General features: G+C 70.9%; 20 protein-coding genes. 10 read left to right on the plus strand and 10 right to left on the minus strand.

Translation table 11 applies throughout. The features are described from left to right. Window positions 1-384: 384 nt before the first annotated feature. Window positions 385-1227 carry an IclR family transcriptional regulator gene (locus AB0G47_RS40090; RefSeq protein ID WP_360780804.1) on the minus strand — a complete coding sequence of 281 codons (843 nt, stop codon included), beginning with the start codon at window positions 1225-1227 and terminating at the stop codon, window positions 385-387. Window positions 1228-1431: 204 nt separating this feature from the next. Here AB0G47_RS40090 and AB0G47_RS40095 point away from each other — a divergent pair, with 204 nt between their 5' ends. After that, a complete protein-coding gene (locus tag AB0G47_RS40095; protein WP_360780807.1) occupies window positions 1432-1752 on the plus strand; it encodes a bifunctional 3-phenylpropionate/cinnamic acid dioxygenase ferredoxin subunit in 321 nt (106 codons plus the stop codon). Next, window positions 1749-2924, plus strand: coding sequence for an FAD-dependent oxidoreductase (locus AB0G47_RS40100; RefSeq protein ID WP_360780810.1), 1176 nt, complete (start codon window positions 1749-1751; stop codon window positions 2922-2924). The genes AB0G47_RS40095 and AB0G47_RS40100 overlap by 4 nt, the downstream gene beginning before the upstream one ends. A 50-nt stretch (window positions 2925-2974) precedes the next feature. Here AB0G47_RS40100 and AB0G47_RS40105 read toward each other — a convergent pair whose 3' ends face one another. Continuing rightward, on the minus strand, window positions 2975-3544 hold the full coding sequence (locus AB0G47_RS40105; protein WP_360780813.1) for a hypothetical protein: 570 nt from the start codon (window positions 3542-3544) through the stop codon (window positions 2975-2977). A 451-nt stretch (window positions 3545-3995) separates the two neighbouring features. On the opposite strand from AB0G47_RS40105, the gene AB0G47_RS40110 reads away from it, so the two are divergent. The 5 genes from AB0G47_RS40110 to AB0G47_RS40130 are packed head-to-tail and all read left to right on the plus strand — an operon-like array spanning window position 3996 to window position 12156. After that, window positions 3996-7022, plus strand: coding sequence for a nitrate- and nitrite sensing domain-containing protein (locus AB0G47_RS40110; protein WP_360780816.1), 3027 nt, complete (start codon window positions 3996-3998; stop codon window positions 7020-7022). After that, window positions 7019-7459, plus strand: a complete 441-nt coding sequence (locus AB0G47_RS40115; protein WP_360780819.1) for a roadblock/LC7 domain-containing protein — start codon at window positions 7019-7021, stop codon at window positions 7457-7459. The genes AB0G47_RS40110 and AB0G47_RS40115 overlap by 4 nt, the downstream gene beginning before the upstream one ends. Window positions 7460-7468: 9 nt before the next feature. Next, on the plus strand, window positions 7469-7873 hold the full coding sequence (locus AB0G47_RS40120) for a DUF742 domain-containing protein (RefSeq protein ID WP_360780822.1): 405 nt from the start codon (window positions 7469-7471) through the stop codon (window positions 7871-7873). A gap of 25 nt (window positions 7874-7898) precedes the next feature. Continuing rightward, on the plus strand, window positions 7899-11570 hold the full coding sequence (locus AB0G47_RS40125; RefSeq protein WP_360780825.1) for a hydantoinase B/oxoprolinase family protein: 3672 nt from the start codon (window positions 7899-7901) through the stop codon (window positions 11568-11570). After that, entirely contained in the window at window positions 11551-12156 is a 606-nt protein-coding gene (locus AB0G47_RS40130) for an ATP/GTP-binding protein (RefSeq protein ID WP_360780828.1), read from the plus strand. Before AB0G47_RS40125 ends, AB0G47_RS40130 begins: the two co-directional genes overlap by 20 nt. 65 nt (window positions 12157-12221) lie before the next feature. Here AB0G47_RS40130 and glpK read toward each other — a convergent pair whose 3' ends face one another. From glpK to AB0G47_RS40155, 5 genes are all read right to left on the minus strand, one after another. Further along, window positions 12222-13742 carry a glycerol kinase GlpK gene (gene glpK / locus AB0G47_RS40135; protein WP_360780831.1) on the minus strand — a complete coding sequence of 507 codons (1521 nt, stop codon included), beginning with the start codon at window positions 13740-13742 and terminating at the stop codon, window positions 12222-12224. A gap of 24 nt (window positions 13743-13766) precedes the next feature. Continuing rightward, window positions 13767-14522, minus strand: a complete 756-nt coding sequence (locus AB0G47_RS40140; protein ID WP_360780834.1) for an MIP/aquaporin family protein — start codon at window positions 14520-14522, stop codon at window positions 13767-13769. Window positions 14523-14893: 371 nt separating this feature from the next. Continuing rightward, window positions 14894-16084: a lipid-transfer protein gene (locus AB0G47_RS40145; RefSeq protein ID WP_360780838.1), complete on the minus strand. Its 1191-nt coding sequence runs from the start codon at window positions 16082-16084 to the stop codon at window positions 14894-14896. Continuing rightward, window positions 16081-16506, minus strand: coding sequence for a zinc ribbon domain-containing protein (locus tag AB0G47_RS40150; RefSeq protein WP_360780862.1), 426 nt, complete (start codon window positions 16504-16506; stop codon window positions 16081-16083). The genes AB0G47_RS40145 and AB0G47_RS40150 overlap by 4 nt, the downstream gene beginning before the upstream one ends. A 53-nt stretch (window positions 16507-16559) precedes the next feature. Then, window positions 16560-17372, minus strand: a complete 813-nt coding sequence (locus AB0G47_RS40155; RefSeq protein WP_360780841.1) for a M15 family metallopeptidase — start codon at window positions 17370-17372, stop codon at window positions 16560-16562. A 73-nt stretch (window positions 17373-17445) separates the two neighbouring features. Between AB0G47_RS40155 and AB0G47_RS40160 the strand changes: the two genes are divergently transcribed. Further along, window positions 17446-17976: an NUDIX domain-containing protein gene (locus AB0G47_RS40160; protein WP_360780844.1), complete on the plus strand. Its 531-nt coding sequence runs from the start codon at window positions 17446-17448 to the stop codon at window positions 17974-17976. A 36-nt stretch (window positions 17977-18012) separates the two neighbouring features. Here the strand turns inward: AB0G47_RS40160 and AB0G47_RS40165 are convergent, their stop codons facing one another. Further along, the gene (locus AB0G47_RS40165) at window positions 18013-20394 is read right to left on the minus strand and encodes a glycoside hydrolase family 31 protein (protein ID WP_360780847.1); all 2382 of its coding nucleotides are present in this window, start codon (window positions 20392-20394) and stop codon (window positions 18013-18015) included. A 213-nt stretch (window positions 20395-20607) separates the two neighbouring features. On the opposite strand from AB0G47_RS40165, the gene AB0G47_RS40170 reads away from it, so the two are divergent. Together AB0G47_RS40170 and AB0G47_RS40175 are read left to right on the plus strand one after the other, a co-directional pair. Next, window positions 20608-22590, plus strand: coding sequence for an acetoacetate--CoA ligase (locus AB0G47_RS40170; protein WP_360780850.1), 1983 nt, complete (start codon window positions 20608-20610; stop codon window positions 22588-22590). 79 nt (window positions 22591-22669) lie between these two features. Next, a complete protein-coding gene (locus AB0G47_RS40175; RefSeq protein ID WP_360780853.1) occupies window positions 22670-23563 on the plus strand; it encodes a hypothetical protein in 894 nt (297 codons plus the stop codon). Window positions 23564-23647: 84 nt separating this feature from the next. Here AB0G47_RS40175 and ptsP read toward each other — a convergent pair whose 3' ends face one another. After that, entirely contained in the window at window positions 23648-25318 is a 1671-nt protein-coding gene (gene ptsP, locus AB0G47_RS40180) for a phosphoenolpyruvate--protein phosphotransferase (RefSeq protein ID WP_266869130.1), read from the minus strand. Window positions 25319-25395: 77 nt separating this feature from the next. Next, a complete protein-coding gene (locus tag AB0G47_RS40185) occupies window positions 25396-25845 on the minus strand; it encodes a PTS glucose transporter subunit IIA (RefSeq protein WP_360780857.1) in 450 nt (149 codons plus the stop codon). Window positions 25846-26263 lie beyond the last annotated feature (418 nt).

Here is a 26263-nt window from a genome sequence, read left to right on the forward strand (position 1 = left end):
CCAGGCTCCTCTGCTGTTGCGCACTGCACGACGGGTTGCGCTATGAGAGACATAGTGGGAACGCCATCAAGAGGCCGTCAAGGGGTGGGAGTTAAGCCTTGGCAAATCGGCTGGGCACGGCGAAACACGATCGACACGCGACCGGGGCGGATGCGGATTCGCGACGGGGGCGCGTGCGGGAACGCGACGGTGCTTGTGCCGAAACGCGGGGAGGGCGCGTGCGAAAACGCGGCGAGGGCGCGTGCGGAGATGCGGGGAGGGCGCGTGCGGAAACGCGGCGAGGGCACATGTGGGAATGCAGCGAGGACACGTGCGGAAACGCGACGAGGGCGGAACCAGGAATCCCCGGTTCCGCCCTCGTCCTCCGTGTCCAGTGCGGGTCCCTCAGAAGCCGTAGCCCATCCGCCGCGAGAGCTCCACCGCCGCGACGACCGTGCGCTTGGCGAGCTCGGTCAGCCGTTCGTCGGTCAGGCGGTACACCGGCCCCGACGCGCTGAGCGCCCCGATGACCTTGCCGTCGTGCGCGCGCACCGGGGCGGCGACGGCGGCCAGGCCCACCTCCAGCTCCTCCACGGCGATCGCGTACCCCTGCTCGACGACGGTCTCCAGCTCGCCGCGCAGCGCCACCGTGCCGGTGACCGTGTGCTCGGTCAGGCGTGGCAGCGTACGGGCGACAAGCCCCTCGCGCAGCGTCGTCGGCAGGTGGGCCAGGAGGATCTTGCCGCTGGACGTGGCGTGCAGCGGAGTGCGTCTGCCCAGCCAGTTCTGCGCGGTCACGGAGGCCGGGCCGCGGGCCTGCATGATGTTGACCGCGGCGTCGTCGTCGAGGATCGCGATGTTGACCGTTTCGCCCAGCTCGTCGGCGAGTTCACGGCAGACCGGGCCGCCCTCCTGGGAGATGTCCAGGCGCACTGCCGCCGCCCCCGCGAGGCGCAGTACGCCGGCGCCCAGGAAGTACTTCCCGCGGTCCTTCGCCTGGCCGACCAGACCGCGGTTCTCCAGGACGCCGAGCAGCCGGAACGCCGTCGACTTGTGCACCCCCAGCTCGTCGGCGATCTCGGTGACCCCGGCCTCGCCGAGCCGGGCGAGTATCTCCAGGACGCTCACGGCGCGGTCCACGGACTGGACGGACCCGGGCGCCGCCTTCTGCTGCTTCTCGCGTGACTCCCCGGGCTCGTTCTCGGGCGGCTCCTCGTTCTGATCAGGCTGTTTCCGCGTGCGGGTCATATCTCAACTCTCACCACCTTGCGGCCTCTTGAAGCCGCATCTGCGGGAAGCCCTTGACGCGGTGGGCGTCCCGCCCGGATTCTGTTGCGCATAGCGCTCCCTCGTGCGCCATGTGAAACATCATGTTACCGAAGGGTCCTGTACCGAGAAGGTCTCAGGACCGGGCCAGCGAGATCTACGAGAGAGATCAAGAGAGGGGGGCCCATGATTCCCGTCTGCCGCCTTGAAGACCTCCCCGTGGGCGAATCCGTCCGTGTCGACACCACACCGCCCATCGCGGTGTTCAACGCCGAGGGCGAGATCTACGCCATCGACGACACCTGCAGCCACCAGGACGCCTCTCTCTCCGAGGGGTGGCTCGAAGGCTGTCTGGTCGAATGCCCACTGCACGCCGCCTCATTCGATCTCCGTACCGGGCGGCCGACCTGCCTGCCCGCACGCCGCGCCGTGCGCACCCACCGGGTGAGCGTCGACGACGGAACGATCCATGTCCATCTGGCAGCCGAGGAGGGCTCCGCCGCATGAGGACCATCACCGTGGTGGGCGCCTCGCTCGCCGGGCTCTACGCGGCGCGTGAGCTGCGCGCCCAGGGATTCGACGGCCGGCTCGTGATCGTCGGCGACGAGCCGCACCAGCCGTACGACAGGCCCCCGCTCTCCAAGGACTTCCTCACCGGCAGGTCGGGCGAGGCCCAACTGGCCCTCACCGACGGCGAGGAGACGGCCGAGCTCGCCGCCGAGTGGCTGCTCGGGACGCGCGCCCGCGGCCTCGACCCGCGCGGCCGCACCGTCCTCCTCGACGACGGCAGGACCATCCCGAGCGACGGCGTGGTCATCGCCACCGGGGCGTCCGCCCGCCGCCTGCCGGGGCCCGGCCTCGCGGGCGTGCACACCCTGCGCACGCTGGACGACGCCCGCGCCCTGCGCGCCGAACTGGCGACAGGACCGCAGCGGGTCGTCGTGATCGGCGGCGGATTCATCGGCGCCGAGACCGCGTCCTCGTGCGTGGCGCTCGGGCACGACGTGACGGTCGTCGAGGCCGCTCCGCTGCCGCTGCTCCCGCAACTGGGCCCGGAGCTGGCCGCTGTGTGCGCGGGACTGCACGCACGCGGCGGCGCGACGCTGCTGACCGGCACGGGCGTGGCGGCATTGCGCGGCGACACCGCCGTCCGCGCGGTGGAGCTGTCCGACGGCAGGCTGCTCCCCGCCGACGTGGTCGTCGTCGGCATCGGGGCCACCCCCAACACCGGCTGGCTCGCGGGCTCGACCCTCGCCCTGGACGACGGGGTCCTCTGCGACGACGGCTGTGTCACCGGGCTGCCGCACGTGGTCGCCGTGGGTGACGTGGCCCGCGTCGGCGGCAAGCGCGCCGAGCACTGGACGAGCGCCACCGAGCAACCCCGCGTCGCCGTACGCAATCTGCTGGCCGCGAGCACCGTCGAAACGGTCCGCCCGCTGCCGTACTTCTGGTCCGACCAGTACGGCTCCCGCATCCAGTTCGCGGGCCTGCGGCAGGCCGACGACACCGTGCGCCTGGTCGAGGGCTCGCCGGACGAGGGTGGCTTCCTCGTCGCGTACGAGCGGGAGGGGCGGACCACGGCGGTCCTCGCCGTCGACCGGCCACGCCCGTTCATGCGGATGCGACGCGCACTGGCGGCGGCCGCCGCGGAGCCGGCGGGGGTGCCTGCCGGGGTGTGAGCGGCTGAGGGGCGGCCCTCGCCCCTTCGCCCCCACAGGAATGGGACAGCTCAGGAATGGGACAGCTGCCCCGCCCCGCCCCGACTCCGTATGCGCTCCTTGCCGCGCTCGGCGGCCCGCGCCTGCCTCCGGGCACGGCGCCGCTCACGCCGCAGCCTGCGTGCCGTGCTGCTCGGCACCGACACCACTCCGTGCCGCTGGTTGTACACCTGCCGTGTCACCCATACGTCGAGCACGCCCCAGGTGGCGACCACGGTGCTGGCCACGCTGCTGAGCACCATCGGGAAGGACAGCCAGGATCCCGCCACCGCGCTCAGGAACGCGATCATCGCCTGTATCAACGTCAGCGACACGATGATGACGGCGCGCACGGCGGCCGTACGCACCGGATCCGGCAGCCGCCGCCTGCGTGCCGGCTCCTCGATCCACAACCCCCTGCGACGCTCGCCGTCATCACCGACCGCGTCGTATGACTCCTCCGCAGCCGCGCCGTACGACTCCCCGGATGTCTCGACGTACGACTCCTCCGAAGCCTCGCCGTACGACCGCTCCGAAGTCGCGTCGTCCCGACGCCCGCCGTGCTGCTGCTCAGGCGCCCGCTGGCGCTCCGCCGTGCCCATCAACTCGTCACTCCCCCCGCCGCCCCGCCTGTGCCCCGTGGCCCACTCGCTGAGATGTCATCGGACCCGGCCCCTCGGTGGCTGCCCGAAATACTCGGCTTTACGCCACCTCGGCACGGCATGCGGTCTCGGCGCACGCTGTCCCCAACTCCCTTACTGACAGACGAACGAGCGCCCCGGAAGATTCCCGAACGGCTTCGGCAAAGCGAAGAGATCCGGCCAACTGGGCACATCCGCACGGGGATTGTGCCCAGCGGCATGTGCCACACGCGGGATGCAATCTCCCGTAATGGAGGGACAACTTCGGACGCCTCTTTCGCGTCACGGCTGAAATCCGTCCGGACGTGCCTTCGAGTTGCCCCTGGGTCGGTAGTAGGCTCACGCCGTTTGTTGACGCACATGTGTGCCCCTGGCCATAGCGCGGCCGCAGGGGGCCGATCTGGGGGAGGCCATGCGCTTTCGCGGGAAGTCCATCCGCCGGAAGATCGTGGCATTGCTGCTGGTGCCGCTCATTTCGCTGACCGCGTTGTGGGGCTTCGCCACCTACGTCACCGGTCAGTCGGCCAAGAACCTGATCGACGTCGCGAACCTCGTCGACACGATCGGCTACCCGGTCGACGACACCGCCCAGGTCGTCCAGCAGGAGCGCCGCCAGACCCTCGTCTATCTCGCCGACCCCCGGGCCTCCGACGCGCTCGCCGCGCTGCGCCGCAGCCGCGCCGCCACCGACGACATGGTCGCCCAGGTGAAGCAGCGGGCCAAGGACCCGGACGTGCGCGACGCGGTGTCCGGACAGTCCGCCGACCGGCTCGCCTCGATCCTCGACGCCTTCGACGGCATCGAGTCGCTGCGCCGCACGGTCGAAGAGGGCACCATCACCCGCGCCGGCGCGCTCAAGATGTACACGAAGCTGATCGACCCCTGCTACGGCTTCCTGATGACCCTCCAGGGCCTCGACGACGCGAAGCTCGACCGGCAGGGCCGCGCTCTCGTCGGAGTGGCACGCGCGCGTGAACTGCTCTCCCGCGAGGACGCGTTGCTCGGCTCCGCGCTCGTGGCCCGCCGCATCACCAAGTCCGAGATCCGGGAGATCGCCGACCTGCGGGCCCAGCGCACGCTGCTGTACGAGGTCAGCCTCGGCCAGCTGCCCGAGGACGAGCGCGGCCACTACGAGCGCTACTGGAACGGCGCCGAGACGACCCAGCTGCGGGCCGCCGAGAAGGCCGTGGCCGAGTCCGCGGCCGGCACGCCGCGCGTGGTCACTTCGGCGCGCTGGGACGCCGCGGCGGGCAAGGCGCTCAAGGACCTCGCCGAACGCGGCGACGCGGCGAGCGACCGCCTTCAGGACCGCGTCGAGCCGGTGGCCGTCGGCGTGATCATCCGGGTCGCCGTGGCCGGCGTGTTCGGTCTGCTCGCGCTGCTGTTCTCGGTCTTCATGTCCCTGCGCATCGGCCGCAGCCTCATCCGTGACCTGCGCCGACTGCGCCTGGAGGCCCACGAGGCGTCCGGCGTCCGGCTGCCCGGCGTGCTGCGCCGCCTCGCGGCCGGCGAACAGGTCGACGTGGAGACCGAGGCGCCCCGTCTGACGTACGAGAAGGACGAGATCGGCCAGGTCGGCCAGGCGCTCAACACCCTGCAGCGCGCCGCGGTCGAGGCCACCGTGAAACAGGCCGACCTGCGCCGCGGCGTCTCCGAGGTGTTCGTCAACCTCGCACGGCGCAGCCAGGTGCTCCTGCACAAGCAGCTCACCCTGCTCGACACGATGGAGCGCAGGACCGAGGACACGGACGAACTCGCGGACCTCTTCCGCCTCGACCACCTGACGACCCGTATGCGGCGGCACGCCGAGGGTCTCGTGATCCTCTCCGGCGCCGCCCCCTCGCGGCAGTGGCGCAAGCCCGTCCAGCTCATGGACGTCGTCCGCGCGGCCGTCGCCGAGGTCGAGGACTACGAACGCATCGAGGTGCGCCGCCTGCCGCGCATCGCCGTCACCGGCCCCGCGGTCGCCGACCTCACCCACCTGATGGCCGAACTCCTGGAGAACGCCACGGTGTTCTCGCCCCCGCACACCGCGGTGCAGGTCCTCGGGGAGCACGTCGCCAACGGCTTCACCCTGGAGATCCACGACCGGGGGCTCGGCATGGCCGCCGACGCACTCCTGGACGCCAACCTCCGCCTCGCCGAGACCCCGGAGTTCGAACTCTCCGACACCGACAGGCTCGGCCTCTTCGTAGTGAGCCGCCTCGCGCAGCGACAGCGCGTACGCGTCTCCCTGCAGCCCTCTCCGTACGGCGGGACCACCGCCGTCGTGTTCATCCCCGAGACGCTGCTCACGGACGACGTACCGGACACGAACGGCATCGGATTCCGGCTCGACCGGCCGCAGGCCAAGGACGCCGTGAACCGCGACAAGGCGGGGGACAAGGCGGCGGCCCTCGGTCAAGTGCCCGTCCAGCTGCCCGGGTTGCCCGCGTCCGTCCTCGACGGTCCCGTCGAGCTGGAGGCGCCCGTCGGCATGGCGGACCTCGACGGCTTCCCCGGCGCCCTGGGGGACGAGGACAGCGAGCGCGGCGGCCTCTTCCGCCCGCGCCGCCGCGTCGCCGGGGTCCCCGGGGACGAGCAGCACCAGCAGGCCCGCGACGAGCGGGAGGCCGGCCAGCGCGAATCCGTACGCCCCGACGACTCGTCCCCGGACGACGACCCCGCGGACGAGGGCCACCCCACCGATCCGGTGCCGCTGCCCCGCCGCAGGACCCCGAAGCTGGTCTCCTCGCACGGCCGCCCCGTGACGCACACCAGGAACCGGGGCACGGCCGCGGAGGACGAAGCGGCCCCCGAGAGCCCGGTGGGCCGCCCCCAGGGCGGCATCGCGGTGGAGAACACCCCCGTGGGACGTCCCCAGGGCGGTGCCGTGAACGCCGATCTCCCGGTACGGGACAGCGGCTCCGACGCCGAAGGCGGCCCCGAGGCGGTCGTTCCTGAGCTGCCGAGCCGGCGGCGCTCCCGTACCGCGACGGACGCCGTGGATCTGCCTCGCCGCCCCGAACAGCAGTCCGCCTGGCCCGACCTGTCGCCCCCGCACCGCGACGTCACCGCGTCCGACCAAGCGCAGCCGGAGCTCCCCAGGCGCAGCCGGCGCACGGAGACCCCGGAGCGCACCGCGACGTCCACGGAGACCCCCGAGCGCACCGCGACGTCACCCGACGCCGGACAAGTGCCCCCCCAAGCCCTCGGCGGACTGCCCCGGCGCGTCCGCCAGGCCAACCTCGCGCCTCAACTGAAGGACGGTCCCGACCAGCGCCCGGAGCGCGCACCGACGGCCGCGACCAGGCCGCAGGAGCGTGACGCCGACGAGGTACGCAGCCGGATGGCATCGCTCCAGCGTGGCTGGCAGCGCGGCCGTGAAGAGAACGCCGCGGGCGACGACGCCTCCGACGGCACAGCACCAGGAACGACATCTGAGGGGGACGGTCGATGACCGCACCGAAGGCCGACGCACGCATCGCCATGCCCGGGGGATCGGGAGAGCTGAACTGGCTCCTCGACGACCTGGTGCAGCGGGTCGCCAGCATCCGCAAGGCGCTCGTGCTCTCCGGCGACGGCCTGCCGACCGGCGTATCGAAGGACCTGACCAGGGAGGACAGCGAGCATCTCGCGGCCGTCGCCTCGGGGTTCCACAGCCTCGCCAAGGGCGTCGGACGCCACTTCGAGGCGGGCAGGGTCCGCCAGACCGTGGTGGAGCTCGACGACGCCTTCCTCTTCGTCACGGCCGCGGGCGACGGCAGCTGTCTCGCCGTCCTCTCGGACGCGGACTCCGACGTCGGTCTGGTCGCGTACGAAATGACGCTGCTGGTCAAGAGGGTGGGTGTGCATCTGGGTACGGCGCCGCGCACCGACCTGCCCACGGGAGGGTAGCGGGAGGGCATGAGCGAAGACGGTCAGGGGACGCAGGGGACGCATCGCTGGTTCGACGACGACGCCGGGCCCGTGGTGCGTCCGTACGCCATGACACGCGGCCGCACCACCAGTCCGGCCCAGCACCGCCTCGACCTGATCGCGGTCGTCATAGCCGAGGCCAGGGCCGACGACCCGGAGACGGACCAGACGCTGTCCCCGGAGCATGTGGACATCGTCGGGCTCTGCCGTGACAGCCCTCAGTCGGTCGCCGAACTGGCGGCCGAACTCGACCTTCCCATCGGCGTGATCCGGGTCCTCATCGGCGATCTCGTCGACGACGAACTGGTGCACGTGACACGTCCCGTACCCCCCGCGGAACTGCCCGACGAGAGTATTCTGCGCGACGTGATCAACGGCCTCCGGGCGCTCTGAACAGCGCGGAAGCGGGGAGTGAGACGTGACTGGCTGGCAGTTCTGGGTCGACAGGGGCGGCACCTTCACCGACATCGTCGCGCGGCGTCCGGATGGCCGGCTGCTCACCCACAAGCTCCTGTCGGACAACCCCGCGCGGTACGCAGACGCGGCCGTCGCGGGGATCCGTGAACTCCTCGCCGACACCCCCGGCGCGCCTGTGGAGGCCGTCCGCATGGGGACCACCGTCGCCACCAACGCCCTCCTGGAGCGCAAGGGCGAGCCCACCGCCCTGATCATCACCCGCGGCTTCGGCGACGCCCTGCGCATCGCGTACCAGAACCGTCCGCACATCTTCGCGCGCGAGATCGTCCTGCCCGCCTCGCTGCACGAGCGGGTGATCGAGGTCGACGAACGCGTCACCGCAGACGGCGACGTGCTGCGCGCGCCCGACCTGGAGGCCCTCGCGGGACCGCTCCAGAAGGCGTACGACGACGGGATCCGCTCCGTGGCCGTCGTCTGCCTGCACAGCCATCTGTATCCCGCGCACGAGCGGGCGATCGGCGAACTCGCCGCGCGGACCGGCTTCCCCCAGGTCTCGCTCTCCAGCGAGGTGAGCCCGCTGATGAAGCTCGTGCCGCGCGGTGACACCGCCGTCGTCGACGCCTATCTGTCGCCCGTACTGCACCGCTACGTCCAGCAGGTCGCCGACGAACTGCGGGGCGTGCGGCTGATGTTCATGCAGTCCAACGGCGGCCTCACGGAGGCAGGCCAGTTCCGCGGCAAGGACGCCATTCTGTCCGGTCCCGCCGGCGGCATCGTCGGGATGGCCCGCATGTCGCGGCGCGCGGGCTTCGACCGGGTCATCGGCTTCGACATGGGCGGCACCTCCACGGACGTGTCGCACTACGCGGGCGAGTACGAACGGGTCTTCACCACACAGATCGCGGGGGTGCGGCTTCGCGCGCCGATGCTGGACATCCACACCGTCGCCGCGGGCGGCGGCTCCGTGCTGCACTTCGACGGCAGCCGCTACCGCGTGGGCCCCGACTCGGCGGGCGCGACGCCGGGCCCGGCGAGCTACCGGGGCGGCGGACCGCTCACGGTCACCGACGCGAACGTCGCGCTCGGCCGTGTCCAACCCGCCCATTTCCCAAGCGTGTTCGGACCGGACGGCGACCAGCCGCTCGACGAATCGCTCGTCCGCGAACGCTTCGCCGCCCTGGCCCGCGACATCCGGGAGCGCACCGGCGACGACCGCACCCCGGAGCAGGTCGCCGAGGGCTATCTGCAGATCGCGGTGGCCAACATCGCGGGCGCCGTCAAGCGCATCTCGGTCCAGAAGGGCCACGACGTCACGCGCTACGCCCTGACGACGTTCGGCGGAGCGGGCGGCCAGCATGCATGCATGGTCGCCGACTCGCTGGGCATCCGCACCGTCCTCGTACCGCCGATGGCGGGTGTGCTCTCCGCGCTCGGCATCGGCCTCGCCGACACCACGGCGATGCGCGAGCAGTCCGTGGAGGTCCGCCTCGAGCCGTCCGCGATGCCGCGCGTCCTGAAGACCGCCGACGACCTGGAGGAGGCGGCCCGCGCCGAACTCCTCGCCGAGGACGTGCCCGTGGACCGTGTGCACGTCACGCGCCGTGCCCAACTGCGCTACGACGGCACCGACACCACGCTCACCGTGCAGCTCGCCGAACCGGACGCCATGATCCGTGCCTTCGAGGACCGCCACCGCACCACCTACTCCTTCACCCTGGACCGGCCCGTCGTCGTCGAGGCCCTCTCCGTGGAGGCCACCGGAGTCACCGAGCAGCCGGATCTCTCGGTGCTCGCCGGCGAGGCCCGGCGTGGCACACCGGAGACCGTCCGCCTGCACACGGGAGGCGCCTGGCGCGACGTACTCCTGCACCGCCGCGAGCAGTTGCCGCCGGGGGAGACCGTCACCGGACCCGCGATCATCACCGAGGCCAGTGCCACGACGGTCGTGGACGACGGCTGGCAGGCGGCCATGACCGACGAAGGACACCTGGTCATGGAACGCGTGGCGGAGCCCGAGGGTTCCACCGTGAGCACGGAGGCCGACCCCGTCCTCCTCGAAGTCTTCAACAACCTCTTCATGTCCATCGCCGAACAGATGGGCGCCCGCCTGGAGTCCACGGCCCAGTCGGTCAACATCAAGGAGCGGCTCGACTTCTCCTGCGCGCTCTTCGACCCGGACGGCAATCTCGTCGCCAACGCCCCGCACATCCCCGTGCACCTGGGCTCCATGGGGACGAGCGTGAAGGAGGTCATCCGGCGCCGCGGCACGACCATGCGCCCCGGAGACACGTACGCCGTCAACGACCCGTACCACGGAGGCACCCACCTCCCCGACGTCACCGTCATCACCCCGGTCTTCGACGCCCCGGGGGAACACGGCACCCCGGGGGAGCGGATCCTCTTCTACGTGGCCTCCCGGGGGCACCACGCGGAGATCGGCGGCATCGCCCCCGGCTCCATGCCCGCCGACAGCCGCACCATCGAGGAGGAGGGCATCCTCTTCGACAACTGGCTGCTGGCGGAAGGCGGCCGCTTCCGCGAGGCCGAGACCCTGGCCCTGCTCACCGACGCCCCCTACCCCTCCCGCAACCCGGCCACCAACCTCGCCGACCTGCGCGCCCAGATCGCCGCCAACCAGAAGGGCGTCGACGAAGTCGCCCGCATGATCGAGAACTTCGGGCTCGACGTGGTCCAGGCGTACATGCGGCACGTCCAGGACAACGCCGAAGAGGCCGTACGCCGCGTCATCGACACCCTCGAAGAGGGCGAGTTCGCTTATCCAACCGACTCCGGAGCCGTGATCCGGGTCCGCGTCACGGTCGACCGCGAGAACCGCTCGGCGACCGTCGACTTCACCGGTACGTCGCCCCAGCTCGCCACGAACTTCAACGCGCCCTTCGCGGTGGTCAACGCAGCCGTCCTGTACGTCTTCCGCACCCTGGTGGCCGAGGACATCCCGCTCAACGACGGCTGTCTGCGCCCCCTGCGCATCGTCGTGCCGCCGGGCTCGCTGCTCGCCCCCGAACCGCCGGCGGCCGTCGTCGCCGGAAACGTCGAGACCTCACAGGCGATCACCGGGGCGCTGTACGGCGCCCTGGGCGTCCAGGCCGAGGGCTCCGGCACGATGAACAACGTCACCTTCGGCAACGACCGCCACCAGTACTACGAGACCGTGGCGTCGGGATCCGGAGCCGGCGACGGGTTCGACGGGGCGTCCGTCGTCCAGACCCATATGACCAACTCCCGGCTCACCGACCCCGAAGTCCTCGAGTGGCGGCTGCCCGTGCTCCTGGAGGAGTTCGCGGTGCGGCACGGCAGCGGCGGCGAAGGGCGGTGGCGCGGCGGGGACGGGGCCGTACGGCGCATCCGCTTCCGCGAGCCGATGACCGTCTCCACGCTGTCGCAGCACCGCAGGGTGGCGCCGTACGGCATGGCAGGCGGCAGCCCGGGAGCCCTCGGCACGGGCCGCGTGGAGCGCGCCGACGGCGGCGTGCTCGCGCTCGACGGAAGCGACTCGGCCGACCTGGGCGCCGACGACGTACTCGTGATCGAAACCCCTGGCGGTGGCGGATACGGACCGGCCCCGCGCGACACCACAGACGCACGTGACACCCCCGACGCACGTGCCACCACTGATGCAGGAGAAGCGAGCGATGATCTTCAAGCGTTCTGAGCGCGGCAAGGCCCCCGTCGAGCCGGTCACGCTGAAGATCCTGGTGGCAGGCGGGTTCGGCGTCGGCAAGACGACCCTCGTCGGCGCGGTCAGCGAGATCAAACCGCTGCGCACCGAGGAGCCGCTCAGCGAGGCGGGCCGCCCCGTCGACGACACCAGCGGCGTCTCGGGCAAGCACACCACCACGGTCGCCATGGACTTCGGCCGCATCACGCTCCGCGAGGACCTGGTGCTCTACGTCTTCGGCACCCCGGGACAGGACCGCTTCTGGTTCCTCTGGGACGAGCTGGCCACCGGGGCGCTCGGCGCCGTGGTCCTCGCCGACACCCGCCGCCTGGAGGACTGCTTCGCCGCCGTCGACTACTTCGAACGGCGCTCCATACCCTTCGTCGTCGGCGTCAACTGCTTCGACGGAGCGTCCCGTTACCCCGCCGAAGCCGTGCGCCAGGCGCTCGACCTCGACCCCGAAGTGCCCGTGCTGCTGTGCGACGCCCGCGAGCGGCAGTCCGTCAAGGAGGTCCTGATCGGCGTCGTGGAGCACGCGATGTCGGTGGCCGCCGCGGCCAGGGAGCCCGCGACCACCTGACTCCGCAGGAAGCGTCACGGCCCGTACCCCCGCCGACCGGGGTACGGGCCGCGGTCATTCTCGGCTCAGCCTGCGCCGTCCTCGTGCCAGCCGAAGCTCCGCTCCACCGCCTTGTGCCAGTTGTGGTACTCGCGCTCACGCGACTCCGCGTCCATCACCGGCGTCCACTCCACGTCCCGCTGCCAGTGGGCCTTCAGCTCGTCCAGGTCGTTCCATACGCCGGTCGCGAGCCCGGCGGCGTACGCGGCACCCAGACACGTCGTCTCGGAGACCCGCGGCCGGATCACCGGAACGCCGAGCACATCCGCCTGATGCTGCATCAGCAGATTGTTCTTGGTCATCCCGCCGTCCACCTTCAGGCTCCGCAGCTGCACCCCGGAGTCCTGGTACATGGCGTCGACGACCTCGCGGGTCTGCCAGCTGGTCGCCTCCAGGACGGCGCGTGCGAGGTGCGCCTTGGTCACGTACCGGGTGAGGCCGGTGACGACGCCGCGGGCGTCCGAGCGCCAGTAGGGGGCGAAGAGACCGGAGAACGCGGGCACGATGTACGCGCCGCCGTTGTCCTCCACGCTCGCGGCGAGGGGCTCGATCTCGTCGGCGCTGCGGATGATGCCGAGCTGGTCGCGGAACCACTGCACCAGGGCGCCGGTGATCGCGATGGCCCCTTCGAGGCAGTAGACGGGCGCCTCGGAGCCGATCTTGTAGCCCATCGTGGTGAGCAGCCCGCTCTTGGAGGGGACGGGCCTGTTCCCGGTGTTGAGCAGCAGGAAACTGCCCGTTCCGTACGTGTTCTTGGCCGTCCCCGTGTCGTAGCAGGCCTGGCCGAAGATCGCCGCCTGCTGGTCGCCGAGCGCGGAGGCGACCGGCACTCCGGAGAGCTGCCCGACCGCCGTGCCGTACACCTCGGCCGACGACCTGATCTCCGGCAGGATCGCCTCGGGGACGTTCATCGCGGACAGGATCGACTGGTCCCACTGGAGCGTGGCCAGGTTCATCAGCATGGTGCGCCCGGCGTTGGTGACGTCGGTGACGTGGACGCCGCCGTCCGTGCCGCCGGTGAGGTTCCAGATCAGCCAGGAGTCGATGGTGCCGAAGGCGATCTCCCCGCGCTCGGCGCGGGCCCGCAAGCCCGGCACGTTGTCGAGCAGCCAGGCGGCTTTGGGCCCGGAGAAGTAGCTCGCGAGCGGCAGACCGGTCTGCTCACGGAACCGGTCCTGGCCGTCCGCGCCGCCCAGTTCGTTGCAGAGCGCCGACGTCCGGGTGTCCTGCCAGACGATCGCGTTGTGCACGGGCTTGCCCGTGGCGCGGTCCCACAGGACCGTCGTCTCGCGCTGGTTGGTGATGCCGAGGGCGCTGAGCTGGTCGGCACGCAGCCCGGCCTTGGCGATCGCCCCGGCGACCACCGCCTGCACCTTGGACCAGATCTCGGTGGCGTCGTGCTCCACCCAGCCCGGCTTGGGGAAGATCTGGCGGTGCTCCCGCTGGTCGACGGCGACGATCTCGCCCGCGTGATTGAAGATGATGCAGCGGCTTGAGGTGGTGCCCTGATCGATGGCGGCGACGAACTTCTCGGAGTTGTCCGGCATGGCTACCCCTTGCGTCAGCTTGAGTCAGAAGGCTGCGTTGTAGATGAGACCTGCGATGGCTCCGCCGATCAGGGGCCCGGCCACGGGGATCCAGGCATAACTCCAGTCGGATGTGCCCTTGTTCGGGATCGGCAGGAAGGTGTGCACGATGCGCGGGCCCAGGTCGCGGGCCGGGTTGATGGCGTAGCCCGTGGGCCCGCCCAGGGAGAGGCCGATGCCGACGACCAGGAAGGCGACGATGAGGACGAGCGTGCCGGACTCGCCGAGGCCCTTGGTCAGGCCGAAGGCGAGCAGCGGAAGCACCAGGCCGATGGTCGCGATGATCTCGGTGAGCAGGTTGGCGACCGGGTTACGGATCTCCGGGATGGTGGAGAAGATGCCCAGGGTCGGCAACGGCTCGTCCACGCTCTCCCCGTCGCTCTTGCCGCCGCGCGGCACATTGGCGTTGAACTGCGCGAAGTAGACGAGGTACGCGAGTACGGCACCGATCATGGCGCCGATCATCTGCCCGAGCAGATAGATCCAGACCTTGTCCCACTTCTCGGTGTCGACGGCGATGCCTATCGTGACGGCCGGGTTGAGGTGGCCGCCGGAGAGCGGCGCGGCGGTGTACGCGCCCGCGAGCACGCCGAAGCCCCAGCCGAAGGCGATGACGATCCATCCGGAGGCTTTCGCCTTGGAATAGTTCAGGGTGACGGCGGCGCATACGCCGGCGCCGAAGAGAATCAGAATCGCGGTGCCGATGATCTCACCGACGAAGATGTCCCCATTCGAGTACATGGCGGCTCCTAGGCCCTCGCCCGGGGCGCTGGTCCCCGGTCCTCCGTGCAGGGTGCGTTCCCACGACTACTGCCTGGCTACGCCCAGCGACTTCAGCCGAGGGCAGGAGTGTCCCGCGCCCCGCCCGGCATCGATGGCGAGCGTGCCGTCGCAGTCGAATCGCCCATGGGGGATGACCCGCTGAACAGGCCCTTCGTGCAGACCCTTCGCGCGTACAGCGGCCCTGAATGGCGCGGAGCCGAAGTGCGGCGATGCCGACTGACACCGGAAGTGTTCACCGGTGGTGATGGAGCGTCAAGGTCGCCGACGGCAACGGTTAACCGGCGCGAGGCCTTCCTCCGTACAGACCTGCCGATGACCGGTGGCAGGACTCAGCGCACCGCCACGACCGAGGATCCGTGGCCGAACAGTCCTTGGTTCGCGGTGATCCCCACGCGCGCCCCCGGCACCTGCCGCGCCCCCGCCGCACCGCGCAACTGCCAGGTCAGCTCGCACACTTGGGCGATGGCCTGAGCGGGGACGGCCTCTCCGAAGGACGCGAGTCCGCCGCTGGCGTTGACCGGTATGCGACCGCCCGGAGCGGTCGCCCCCTCTCGCAGCAGCTTGGCCCCCTCGCCCTCACCGCACAGCCCCAGGTCCTCGTACCACTGCAGTTCAAGAGCGGTGGAGAGGTCGTACACCTCCGCCAAGGAGAGGTCGTCCGGCCCGATGCCCGCTTCCTCGTACGCGGCATGCGCGATGGAGGCACGGAAGGTCAGGTCGCCCGGCGGCACGGCGGCCGCCGAGTCCGTCGCGATGTCCGGCAGGTCCAGGACGGTGTTCGGGTACGTCGGCGTGACCGTGGACACCGCGCGGAGCCGCACCGGGTCCGCCGCGCCGTGCCGCCGTGCGAACTCCATGCTGGAGAGCACGAGCGCCGCCGCTCCGTCGGAGGTCGCGCAGATGTCGAGTAGCCGCAGCGGATCGGCGACCGTGGCGGACTCGGCCACTTCCTGCGCCGTGACGGTCTTGCGGTAGCGCGCGTTCGGATTGAGCGATCCGGCGGCCGCGTTCTTCACCTTGACCTGGGCGAAGTCCTCCAGCGTGTCGCCGTGCACGGCCATCCGGCGGCGCGCGTAAAGGCCGAAGTAGGCGGGGTTCGTTGCCCCGAGGACACGGAACCGGAGCCAGTCGGGGTCGTCGTGACGGTCCCCGCCCGCGGGCCGGAAGAATCCCTTGGGCGCGGCATCGGCCCCGACCACCAGGACGACATCGGCCAGGCCCGAAAGGATCTGCGTACGCGCCGTGTTGATCGCCTGGGCTCCGGAGGCGCACGCCGCGTACACGCTCGACACCCGCGCGCCCTGCCAGCCGAGCGCCTTCGCGAACGTGGCCCCCGCCACGTACCCCGGATACCCGCCGCGCACGGTGTCCGCGCCGACGATCGAACCCACCTCGCGCCAGTCGACCCCGGCGTCGGCGAGGGCCGCGCGGGCCGCCGCCGTGCCGTACTCGATGAAGCTCCGGCCCCACTTGCCCCACGGGTGCATGCCCGCGCCGAGCACCGCCACCTCGCTGGTCATGCGCTCACCCCCACCGGCCGCCAGTACCACGTCGTCCAGGTCGTCTCCGCGTCCTCGTTGAGCACGCCGGGGACGACCTCCACCTCCATGCCGACCTCCAGATCGGCGACGGTGACCTCCGGAACCGACTGTCCGAGCACCACCATGCGCTCGGCCTCCAGCTCCACAGCGATCAACGTGTAGGGGCGCCAGGTGAGTTCCGGATCCGACACATAGGGCGCGGGAGGCCGGTAGTGGCTGTCGGTGTACGACCAGACGCGGCCGCGCCGCGAGAGCGGCACCTCGTCGAGGTCACCGCCCGAGCAGCCGGGATTGCGGCAGAAGCCGTCCTCGCGGGGGAAGAAGACACAGGCGCATGCCGAGCAGCGCGTGCCCAGAAGACGGAAGTTGTCTCCCTCCCCGGCGAACCAGTCGGCCACCACGGGAGTACGCGTACGCGACAAGGCTCCTCCACGACACTGGATCTGACGGAACGTCAGAAGTGTGCCACGGGCAACGACCGGCGTGCCACGGGGAAGTCGAAATAGGTGTCCGGGAAGAGTTCGGGCTTGTAGGTGAAGTGCCACCACTCCTCGGGCAGGTTCACGAACCCGACCCCGGTCAGCGCGCCCCCCAGCAGATCCCGGTTGGCCCGCTGCTCACCGGTGATACGCGGGTCGTCCGTGTGGGAGAGGGTGTCGAAGCAGTCGAACCCTGTGCCCATGTCCACGGAGTTGTCGGGGAAGCGCTCGCCCTGGGGCCCGTAGCAGGGTGTGAGCGCCTCTCCGGGGACGTAGGGGCGCGTGGGCAGGGCGGGTAGCTTCACGACCGTCAGATCGAGCGTCGAGCCGCGGCTGTGCCCGGACTTCGCGGCGATGTAACCGTCCTCGAACAGCCGCGACTTGTCGACATGGGGATAGAACTCCGCCTTCATGCGCTCGTCGTCGAGGTCCTCGGCCCAGTGCACGAACTGGTCGACGGCCCGCTGCGGCCGGTAACAGTCGTACACCTTCAGGGAGTAGCCCTCGCGCAGCAGCTTGCGCTGGGCCTTGTGCAGTGCCTTGGCCGCCGGCTCCGTGAGGATGCACATCGGCTTCTTGTAGCCGTCGATGGGCTCGCCCACGAAATTGTGCGGCGTGACGTAGCGCATCTCCTGGATGATCGTCGGGTCGACGTCGCGCAACGCCACGAACCCGTCAGGGGCCTTGGGTTCGGGCTTCGCGTGGGCGGGCGCGGAGGTGGCGGCCACGGCAAGGAGAGCGGTGGCGGTGACGGCGAGATTCCGCAGGGCGGAGGCGATTCCTGTCATGAACCCTGCATCTATCAGGACCAGGTCCCGGAGCGAAAGACCGGCACCAGGGCGATCGGATACAGTCCGCGGCGTGTCCGCATCCCAGCACCGCGCCAACCCCGTTCCGGACTCCCACTGTTCGAGCTGCGGGGCGCCCTACGGAGAGCACCTGACCGGCTGGCCCCGCACGTGCCAGGACTGCGGCGCCGTGGCCTACCGCAATCCGCTGCCCGTAGCGGTGGCCCTTCAGCCCGTGTACGACACCAAGGGCACCGCCCTGGTCGTCGTGACCCGCACCATCGCCCCCGCGCGTGGGGGAGTCGCCCTCCCCGGAGGCTTCATCGACGACCGGGAGGACTGGCGGCACGCCGTCGTCCGCGAGCTCAAGGAGGAGACGGGCATCAGCGCGGCGAGCCACGACGTCCGCCTCGCCGATGCGCTGAGCGCACCCGACGGATACCTGCTGCTCTTCGGCCTGCTCCCGGAGCGCCCGGCGGCGGAGCTGCCCCGCTCCGCCCCGACGGACGAGACGGACGGCTGGAGTCTCCTCCACCGCCCGGCCGAACTCGCCTTCCCTCTGCACACGCTGGCGGCGCGCGCCTGGTTCGACGGGCGCTACTGACGCCCTGGGGGGAGCGCCACCAGCCGTCGCCGATGGCTACGGGGAAGCCTGCGCCACACCTCGGACCGTCACCGGCAGCCCCACATCGCCCGCGTCCTCATCGCCGTCCCTGCCGTCCCGTTCGACCACCACACGCCCGTCGGTCCACCGCGCGGCGAACCGCTCGATCTCCGGCTCATGCCACCCGTCACCGGCGTCCCTGATCACCAGGCCGCCACCGGTACGCCCCGGAGCGGGCGCCCACACCTCCAGTTCGAGCCCTCCGTCGGCGCCCCGCACCGGCAGCACCGCACCGGCCCGCGCGAGCACCGGCACCCGGGAGAGCGGCGCCTCCAGGAGCACCCGGGCAGGTCCTTCGTACGCCTTCCCGGTGGCCGTGTCGTACCAACGCCCCCGAGGCAGCCGCACCGTGCGGCGGACGGCTCCCGGTTCGAGCACCGGCGCCACCAGGAGACAGTCCCCGAGCAGGAACGCGTCCTCGCAGTCACGCAGCCCCCGGTCCTCCGGACTGCCCCACCACAAGGGCCGCACGTACGGCGTCCCCGTACGCCGCGCCAGGTGCGACAGCGTCACGAAGTACGGCAGCAGCCGCCGGCGCTCGACGAGCGCCACGCGCGCGTGCTCCAGCACAGCGGGGCCGAACTCCCAGGGCTCCCTGCGCCCGGCTCGCAGCGCCGCGTGCGTACGGAACAGCGGCAGATACGCCCCCAGTTGGAACCACCGCAGATACAGCTCGGGCGACGGACTGCCGTCGAACCCGCCCACATCAGGTCCCGAATACGGAACACCGCACAGCCCCAGACCGAGGACCAGCGCCAGCGAGGCCCGCAAGCCCGGCCAGCCCGTGGCCACATCCCCGGACCAGGTCCCTCCGTAGCGCTGCATCCCCGCCCACCCGGAGCGCGAGAACACGAACGGCCTCTCCTGGGGATGCAGTTCACGCAGCCCCTCGTACCCGGCACGGGCCATGCCGAGGCCGTACACGTTGTGCGCCTCCCGATGGTCGCCGCCGCGCCCCTCCAACGCGTGCCGGGCCGAACGCGGCAACGTCGGCTCCCCGAAGGCGGCGAACGACACCGGCTCGTTCATGTCGTGCCAGAAGCCCGCGAAACCCTGCGCAAGACGCTCCTTGTAGAGCCCGCCCCACCACTCGCGCACCCGCGCGTCGGTGAAGTCCGGATACACCGCCTCACCCGGCCAGACGACCCCCCGCACCGTCCGCCCCGCGGCGTCCCGCACAAACGCGTCGGACGTGGTGCCGCTGTCGTACACCTCGTTGCCCCGTTCGGCCTTCACCGCCGGGTCGACGATCGACACCAGCCGCACACCGCCTTCGAGCAACTCGTCGGCCAGCTGCGGCAGATGGGGATAGGTCTCCTTGTCGACGGTGAACACCTGATGCGCTTCGTAGTGGTCGATGTCCAGATGGACGGCGTCCAGCGGCAGCTCCCGGTCCCGGTAGCCCGCCACGATCCGCCGCACCTCCTGCTCACCGCCGAAGCCCCAGCGGGCGTGGTGGTGCCCGAGCGCCCAGGCGGGCGGCAGCGCCGGCGGCCCCGTCAGGGAGGCCCAGGTGTGCAGCACGCGCGCGGGAGTGCCCACCATGACCCAGCACCGCAGCGGCCCGCCCGCCATGCGCACCTCGCACGAACCCGCCCGGTCGTGCCCCGATCCCGCACCCTCCCGGCCCTCGCGCACCGCCACGGTCCCGTCCCACGTGTTGTCGTGGAAGACCAGATGGCAGCCGACGTCGGCCACCACCAGCTGCACGGGCATGGTGATGTACAGCGGTCCGTCACCGGGCCCGAACGCACCCCCGGGGTCGGAGTTCCACAGCCGGTACGTCCCGTCCCGCAGCCGCGGCCCCTGCGCACGCCCCCCGAGCCCGAAGAACCGCGCGTCCGCCGCCACTTGCGACCGCTGGAACCAGCGCGCCGCGCCCCCGCCGACCGGCTCCCACCAGCGCGGCGGCAGATCACGGCGCAGCATCAGACCGCCGGGTGTGCGCAGCTCGACGGCACCGTGCCGCGAGATGACAACCGTCGCCCGCTCCGACACCACCCGCCAGCCGCCCTCCTTGTCGGGCTCGAGGACGGCCCGCGGATCCGCCTCGGGACTCCCGTTCACCAACGCGTACGAAGGATCGGGCTCCGCCCCGTCCCACCCCCAGAAGACGGCCCCGCCCGTCGTGACCCGCACCCGCAGTTCGGAACGGGCGAACCGCACGACCCCGCCCCCGGGCCCCGGCTCGACGCCCGTCACCGGACCGGGCACCCGCGCGCGCTCGACACCCCGGGGGGTGAGCCCGGCCGCGTCCGCCCGTTTCATCCGCCAAGAGGACCGCACCGTACGCAACCCCTGCGCCGTACCGACCAAACCGACCGCCTTCATCGAACGCACCAGGTCACGACCGTTCATGCTGCTCACCCTGCCACCGAAGAAGCCGCGTGTGTGGATCGTTCAACTGCCGTTCACCTGGAGTGACGGCACACAGTCGCCGCGCCGACTGTGTGAGGCTCACCCTGGTGCCGAAATCGATCACATGGCATCGTCCTTTTCAGCCGTGTCGCGCGCACACCAGCACGCGCGCACCACACACGCATACGACGCGTAAAGCCCGGGAGCCGCCCCATGTCCTCAGCGAACCCTTCAGCGCTCTGGCAGCCCGACCAGGATCGGATCGCCGGCGCGCGGATCACACGCTTCCAGGCGTGGGCCGCCGAGCACTACGGAGCGCCCGCCGACGGAGGCTACGCGGCATTGCACCGCTGGTCGGTGACGGAACTGGACACGTTCTGGAAGGCCGTGACCGACTGGTTCGACGTACGGTTCTCGACGCCCTACGCGCGCGTGCTCGGCGACCGCTCCATGCCGGGCGCCGAATGGTTCCCCGGGGCCACCCTCAATTACGCCGAACACGCCCTGCGCGCGGCGGAGGATCCCACGCGCGCGAGCGACCCCGCCCTCCTCCACGTTGACGAGACCCACGAGCCGGTCCCGGTGACCTGGGCAGAGCTGCGCCGCCAGGTCGGCTCCCTGGCGGCGGAGCTACGCGCACTCGGCGTACGCCCCGGAGACCGCGTCAGCGGCTACGTCCCGAACATCCCGCAGGCCGTCGTCGCCTTCCTGGCCACCGCCGCCGTCGGCGCCGTCTGGACCTCCTGCGCCCCGGACTTCGGCGCCCGCAGCGTCCTTGACCGCTTCCAGCAGGTCGAGCCGGTCGTCCTGTTCACCGTCGACGGCTACCGCTACGGCGGCAAGGAACACGACCGCCGCGACGCCGTCGCCGAGCTGCGCCGCGAACTGCCCACCCTGCGCGCCGTCGTCCACATCCCGCTCCTTGGCACCGAGGCCCCCGAAGGCGCCCTGGAGTGGTCCGCACTCACCGCGTCGGACACCGCCCCCGTCTTCGAACCGGTCCCCTTCGACCACCCCCTGTGGGTGCTCTACTCGTCCGGCACGACGGGCCTGCCCAAGGCCATCGTCCAGTCCCAGGGCGGCATCCTCGTCGAACACCTCAAGCAGCTCGGCCTGCACTGCGACCTGGGCCCAGACGACCGCTTCTTCTGGTACACGTCCACCGGCTGGATGATGTGGAACTTCCTCGTCTCCGGCCTCCTCACGGGCACCACGATCGTCCTCTACGACGGCAGCCCCGGCTATCCCGACACCGGCGCCCAGTGGCGCATCGCCGAACGCACGGGAGCCACCCTCTTCGGTACCTCCGCCGCGTACGTCATGGCCTGCCGCAAAGCGGGCGTGCACCCGGCCCGCGACTTCGATCTCTCGCGCGTCCAGTGCGTCGCCACCACCGGCTCCCCGCTGCCGCCCGACGGATTCCGCTGGCTGCACGACGAGTTCGCGGACAGGCCGGGCGGCCTGTGGATGGCCTCCGTCAGCGGCGGCACCGACGTGTGCTCCTGCTTCGCCGGCGCCGTGCCGACCCTGCCCGTCCACATCGGCGAACTCCAGGCCCCCGGCCTCGGCACCGACCTCCAGTCCTGGGACCCCCAGGGCAAGCCCCTCGTCGACGAGGTCGGCGAACTCGTGGTCACCAACCCGATGCCGTCCATGCCGATCCACTTCTGGAACGACCCCGACGGCAGCCGCTACCACGACAGCTACTTCGACACCTATCCCGGAGTCTGGCGCCACGGCGACTGGATCACCCTGACCTCGCGCGGCTCGGTCGTGATCCACGGCCGCTCCGACTCCACGCTCAACCGCCAAGGCGTACGCATGGGTTCGGCCGACATCTACGAGGTCGTCGAACGCCTCCCGGAGATCCGCGAATCCCTCGTCATCGGCGTCGAAGAACCCGAAGGCGGCTACTGGATGCCCCTCTTCATCCACCTAGCCGCAGGCGCCACCCTCGACGACGCTCTGCGTGACCGCATCAAGCAGTCGATCCGCACACAGCTCTCCCCGCGCCACGTGCCCGACGAGATCATCGAGGTCCCCGGCATCCCGCACACCCTCACCGGCAAGCGCATCGAGGTCCCGGTCAAGCGCCTGCTCCAAGGCGCCGCACTGGACAAGGCGGTCAACGCGGGATCGGTGGACAACCTCGAACTGCTCCGCTTCTACGAGGAACTGGGCCGCCGACGCTCATGATCAACTCCCGTCCCGCGGTCGTTGTCAGTGCCTCCCGTTACTGTGAGTGAGCATTGATCAGCAGATCGCAGGGGGAATCATGGGCCGCACGCAACACAGCACCATGCGACGCGCACTGCGCCGCGAAGTCGCCGGAACCATCGGCCTGTTGGCCGACGAGGAGGACTTCGCGGCGATGCGCCGCTACCGCACCTTCACGTTCGACGACCACACCACCTACCTGAGCCAGGCCGAAGGCCTGCTCCGCTCCCTCGCCTCCGACGGCCGGCACACCACCATCGCGCTCTTCGACCCAGAGGAGTACGAGGAGTACTGCGCAGACAGCGGCCTGGAACCGGACGCACCGGCCAGCCGCACCCGCTTCACCGCCGAGCTGGCCTCCACCGGGCCCACCGTCCCCTACGACGGCCAGCCGCTCTCGGACCTCCTGCCCGACCTCGTCGACGAGGCGGTCCGCCAGGCCACCTGGGAGTACGCCACGATGCTCCTGGCCGGGCTCGGCGCGTGCGCGGTCTGTGGCGAGGACATCGGGAGGGCCGCCTTCGACCGGGCATCGGACCTGCTCGTCCGGCTCCTCGAAACCACAGGGCCCGGCACCCGGCACCTGGTCTGCAGCCTGCCCGCCGCCCAGGAGACGCTCCTCGCCGCGCTGCACGTCGAACAGGACACCGAGGCCATCACACGGCTCGACGAATCCGAAGCCCTGGAGTTCACCACGGTCCTCGCCGTCGGCATCGCCACCCACGGCGCCGCTGGCCTGGTGATGCGCACGACCGCCGACGGCAGGCCGGACCGCGTCCAAGGCTGGCGCCTGCACGGCGAGCGCCTGCTGCCCCTCACCGCGGCCGAAGTCTTCGACGCGTACTGCACGGACGCCATCTCGGGCGACCTCGTCGCCCCGGAATCCGGCGTCGACTACTGCGCGGCCCCGCCCATCGGAGACGACGCATCCGAAGGGGGACACCGCCACTGAACGCCCGAGGGGCGCCCCACCCACATCGGATGGAACGCCCCTCGCACGTCATTCAGCGGACCGAGCGGCCCGCACGGCACCTGTCTACTCGCCGGACAGAACCGCCTGAGCGGCCTTCCGCGCGTCCTCGGCGCTGTCCGCGGCACGCGCGGCGGCCGCCGCGCGCTCGCACTGGGCCAGCGTGTACTTGCCGAGCGTCGCCCGCACATAAGGAATCGACGCCGCACCCATGGAAAGGGAGGTGACGCCGAGACCGGTCAGCACACACGCGAGCAGCGGGTCGGACGCCGCCTCGCCACAGACACCACAGCTCTTGCCCTCAGCCTTGGCCGACTCGGCGGACAGCGCGACCAGGTCGAGCAGCGCGGGCTGCCACGGGTCCTGCAGCCGCGACACCGCGCCCACCTGGCGGTCGGCGGCGAAGGCGTACTGGGCCAGGTCGTTGGTGCCCAGCGAGAGGAACTCGACCTCCTGCAGGATCGAGCGCGCCCGCAGCGCCGCCGACGGAATCTCCACCATGGCGCCGAACTTGGCCTGCAGCCCCGCCTCGCGGCACGCGTCCGCGAACGCCTTGGCGTCGGCACGGTCCGCGACCATCGGAGCCATGACCTCGAGGTAGACAGGCAGCCCCTCAGAGGCCTTGGCCAGCGCGGTCAGCTGCGTACGCAGCACATCGGGGTGCTCGAGCAGCGACCGAAGCCCCCGCACACCGAGCGCCGGGTTCGGCTCATCGGCGGGCGTCAGGAAGTCGAGCGGCTTGTCGGCGCCCGCGTCGAGCACACGCACCACGACCCGGCCCTCGGGGAACGCCTCGAGCACCTTGCGGTATGCCTCGACCTGCTTCTCCTCCGACGGCGCCTTGGTGCTGTCGTCGAGGAACAGGAACTCGGTACGGAAGAGACCGACACCCTCGGCACCGGCCTCCACCGCCGCCGGCACGTCGGCGGGACCGCCGACGTTGGCGAGCAGCGGCACCTTGTGACCGTCGGACGTCGCACCCGGACCGGTCGACGCGGCGAGCGCGGCCTTCCGCTCGGCGGCCGCGGCCTCCATCTGGCTCCGCTTCTCCGCACTCGGGTCGACGAAGATCTCTCCGGTGCTGCCGTCCACGGCCACAACGGTGCCCTCGGCGAGCTCACCCGCACCCGGCAGAGCGACAACGGCGGGCACCCCGAGCGCCCGCGCGAGAATCGCGCTGTGACTGGTCGGCCCGCCCTCCTCGGTGACGAAGCCGAGCACCAGCGCGGGGTCAAGGAGCGCCGTGTCCGCGGGCGCAAGATCGCGCGCGATCAGGACGTAGGGCTCATCGCTGTCCGGCACACCCGGCATCGGAACGCCGAGCAACCGCGCGACGATGCGATTCCGTACGTCATCGAGGTCAGCGACACGACCAGCCATGTACTCGCCGGCACCGGCAAGCAGTTCGCGGTAGTGGGAGAACGCGTCGTAGATGCCGCGCTCCGCCGTGCTGCCGACCGTGATGCGGCGGTCGACGTCGGACATGAGCTCGGGGTCCTGGGCGATCATCGCCTGCGCCTCGAGTACGTGCTGCGCCTCCCCACCGGCCAGATTGCCGCGCGCGATCAGATCGGCCGCCACAGCCTCCACGGCCTGCCGGGCACGCCCCTGTTCGCGCTCGGCCTCTTCCGCGGGAATCTGCTTGGCCGGCGGCTCGAGCACCGCCGTCCCCATGTGCCGAACTTCGCCGATCGCCACACCGTGGCTCACGCCGACGCCTCGCAGCGTTGTCTCCATTTCACCCGTCTCCAATAGAGCGACGGGCCCAGCCGCCGCGGTGGATGTCCTACTTACCGTCAGGGACGGCTGTGACGTCACTTCCAGCTGAAGAGAGCGTCCCCGGCCTTGACGTCACCCTCCTCGACGAGCCCGCCGAGGGACTCGGCGGTGGCCTCGAGTGCCACGATCGGGCAGATAGGAGACTTGCCGGCCGCCTCGACGCTCGCCGGGTCCCAGCGCACGATCTCCTGGCCGCGCTGCACGGTGTCACCCTTGTTGACGAGCAGCTCGAAGCCCTCACCATTGAGCTGTACGGTGTCGATGCCCAGGTGCGTCAGCACGCCGTGCCCCTGGTCGTCCACGACGACAAAGGCATGGGGGTGAAGCGAGACGACGATGCCGTCGACGGGGGCGACAGCCGCCGAGGGCTCCCGCGCGGGGTCGATGGCCGTACCGGGGCCGACCATCGCACCGGAGAACACGGGGTCCGGTACCGCGGCGAGCCCGATGGCGCGTCCTGCAAGCGGTGACGTCACGCTGGTCATGGCATGCCTCCCAGGGGGCGGAGATTCGTAGCCGCCGTCACTGCCTGTCCCGGACGGCGCACTGTTCAGAAGCGTAAGTCATAAAAAGTCCCGGTTCCGCGCGAGAGGTCCCGGTTGACTGAGTAGGGGCACTGCACAAACGATTTGCGGCTACCCAGCGCCCCCATGTACAGTCGGACTCCTGCCTGAGGCAAGCGACGCGGTCAAGCGCCCGGACTCGGCAGCACCTATCAAGTCAGATCCTAATCCCTGGGTCAGCTTCTGCGTGCTCGCAGATGAGTGGTCAGGGAGTCGAAAAAGACCTGATAGAGTTTGGAACACAACGAAGGGAAGCGCCCGGAGGAAAGCCCGAGAGGGTGAGTACAAAGGAAGCGTCCGTTCCTTGAGAACTCAACAGCGTGCCAAAAGTCAACGCCAG

The organism is Streptomyces sp. NPDC021622 (genome assembly GCF_040640795.1).
Lineage (GTDB): Bacteria > Actinomycetota > Actinomycetes > Streptomycetales > Streptomycetaceae > Streptomyces.

Coding starts and splice junctions, on each gene's coding strand:
- AB0G47_RS40090 (WP_360780804.1), bottom strand. CDS start 1,227: ATGACCCGCACGCGGAAACAGCCTGATCAGAACGAGGAGCCGCCCGAG.
- AB0G47_RS40095 (WP_360780807.1), top strand. CDS start 1,432: ATGATTCCCGTCTGCCGCCTTGAAGACCTCCCCGTGGGCGAATCCGTC.
- AB0G47_RS40100 (WP_360780810.1), top strand. CDS start 1,749: ATGAGGACCATCACCGTGGTGGGCGCCTCGCTCGCCGGGCTCTACGCG.
- AB0G47_RS40105 (WP_360780813.1), bottom strand. CDS start 3,544: ATGGGCACGGCGGAGCGCCAGCGGGCGCCTGAGCAGCAGCACGGCGGG.
- AB0G47_RS40110 (WP_360780816.1), top strand. CDS start 3,996: ATGCGCTTTCGCGGGAAGTCCATCCGCCGGAAGATCGTGGCATTGCTG.
- AB0G47_RS40115 (WP_360780819.1), top strand. CDS start 7,019: ATGACCGCACCGAAGGCCGACGCACGCATCGCCATGCCCGGGGGATCG.
- AB0G47_RS40120 (WP_360780822.1), top strand. CDS start 7,469: ATGAGCGAAGACGGTCAGGGGACGCAGGGGACGCATCGCTGGTTCGAC.
- AB0G47_RS40130 (WP_360780828.1), top strand. CDS start 11,551: ATGATCTTCAAGCGTTCTGAGCGCGGCAAGGCCCCCGTCGAGCCGGTC.
- glpK (WP_360780831.1), bottom strand. CDS start 13,742: ATGCCGGACAACTCCGAGAAGTTCGTCGCCGCCATCGATCAGGGCACC.
- AB0G47_RS40140 (WP_360780834.1), bottom strand. CDS start 14,522: ATGTACTCGAATGGGGACATCTTCGTCGGTGAGATCATCGGCACCGCG.
- AB0G47_RS40145 (WP_360780838.1), bottom strand. CDS start 16,084: ATGACCAGCGAGGTGGCGGTGCTCGGCGCGGGCATGCACCCGTGGGGC.
- AB0G47_RS40155 (WP_360780841.1), bottom strand. CDS start 17,372: ATGACAGGAATCGCCTCCGCCCTGCGGAATCTCGCCGTCACCGCCACC.
- AB0G47_RS40165 (WP_360780847.1), bottom strand. CDS start 20,394: ATGAACGGTCGTGACCTGGTGCGTTCGATGAAGGCGGTCGGTTTGGTC.
- AB0G47_RS40170 (WP_360780850.1), top strand. CDS start 20,608: ATGTCCTCAGCGAACCCTTCAGCGCTCTGGCAGCCCGACCAGGATCGG.
- AB0G47_RS40175 (WP_360780853.1), top strand. CDS start 22,670: ATGGGCCGCACGCAACACAGCACCATGCGACGCGCACTGCGCCGCGAA.
- ptsP (WP_266869130.1), bottom strand. CDS start 25,318: ATGGAGACAACGCTGCGAGGCGTCGGCGTGAGCCACGGTGTGGCGATC.
- AB0G47_RS40185 (WP_360780857.1), bottom strand. CDS start 25,845: ATGACCAGCGTGACGTCACCGCTTGCAGGACGCGCCATCGGGCTCGCC.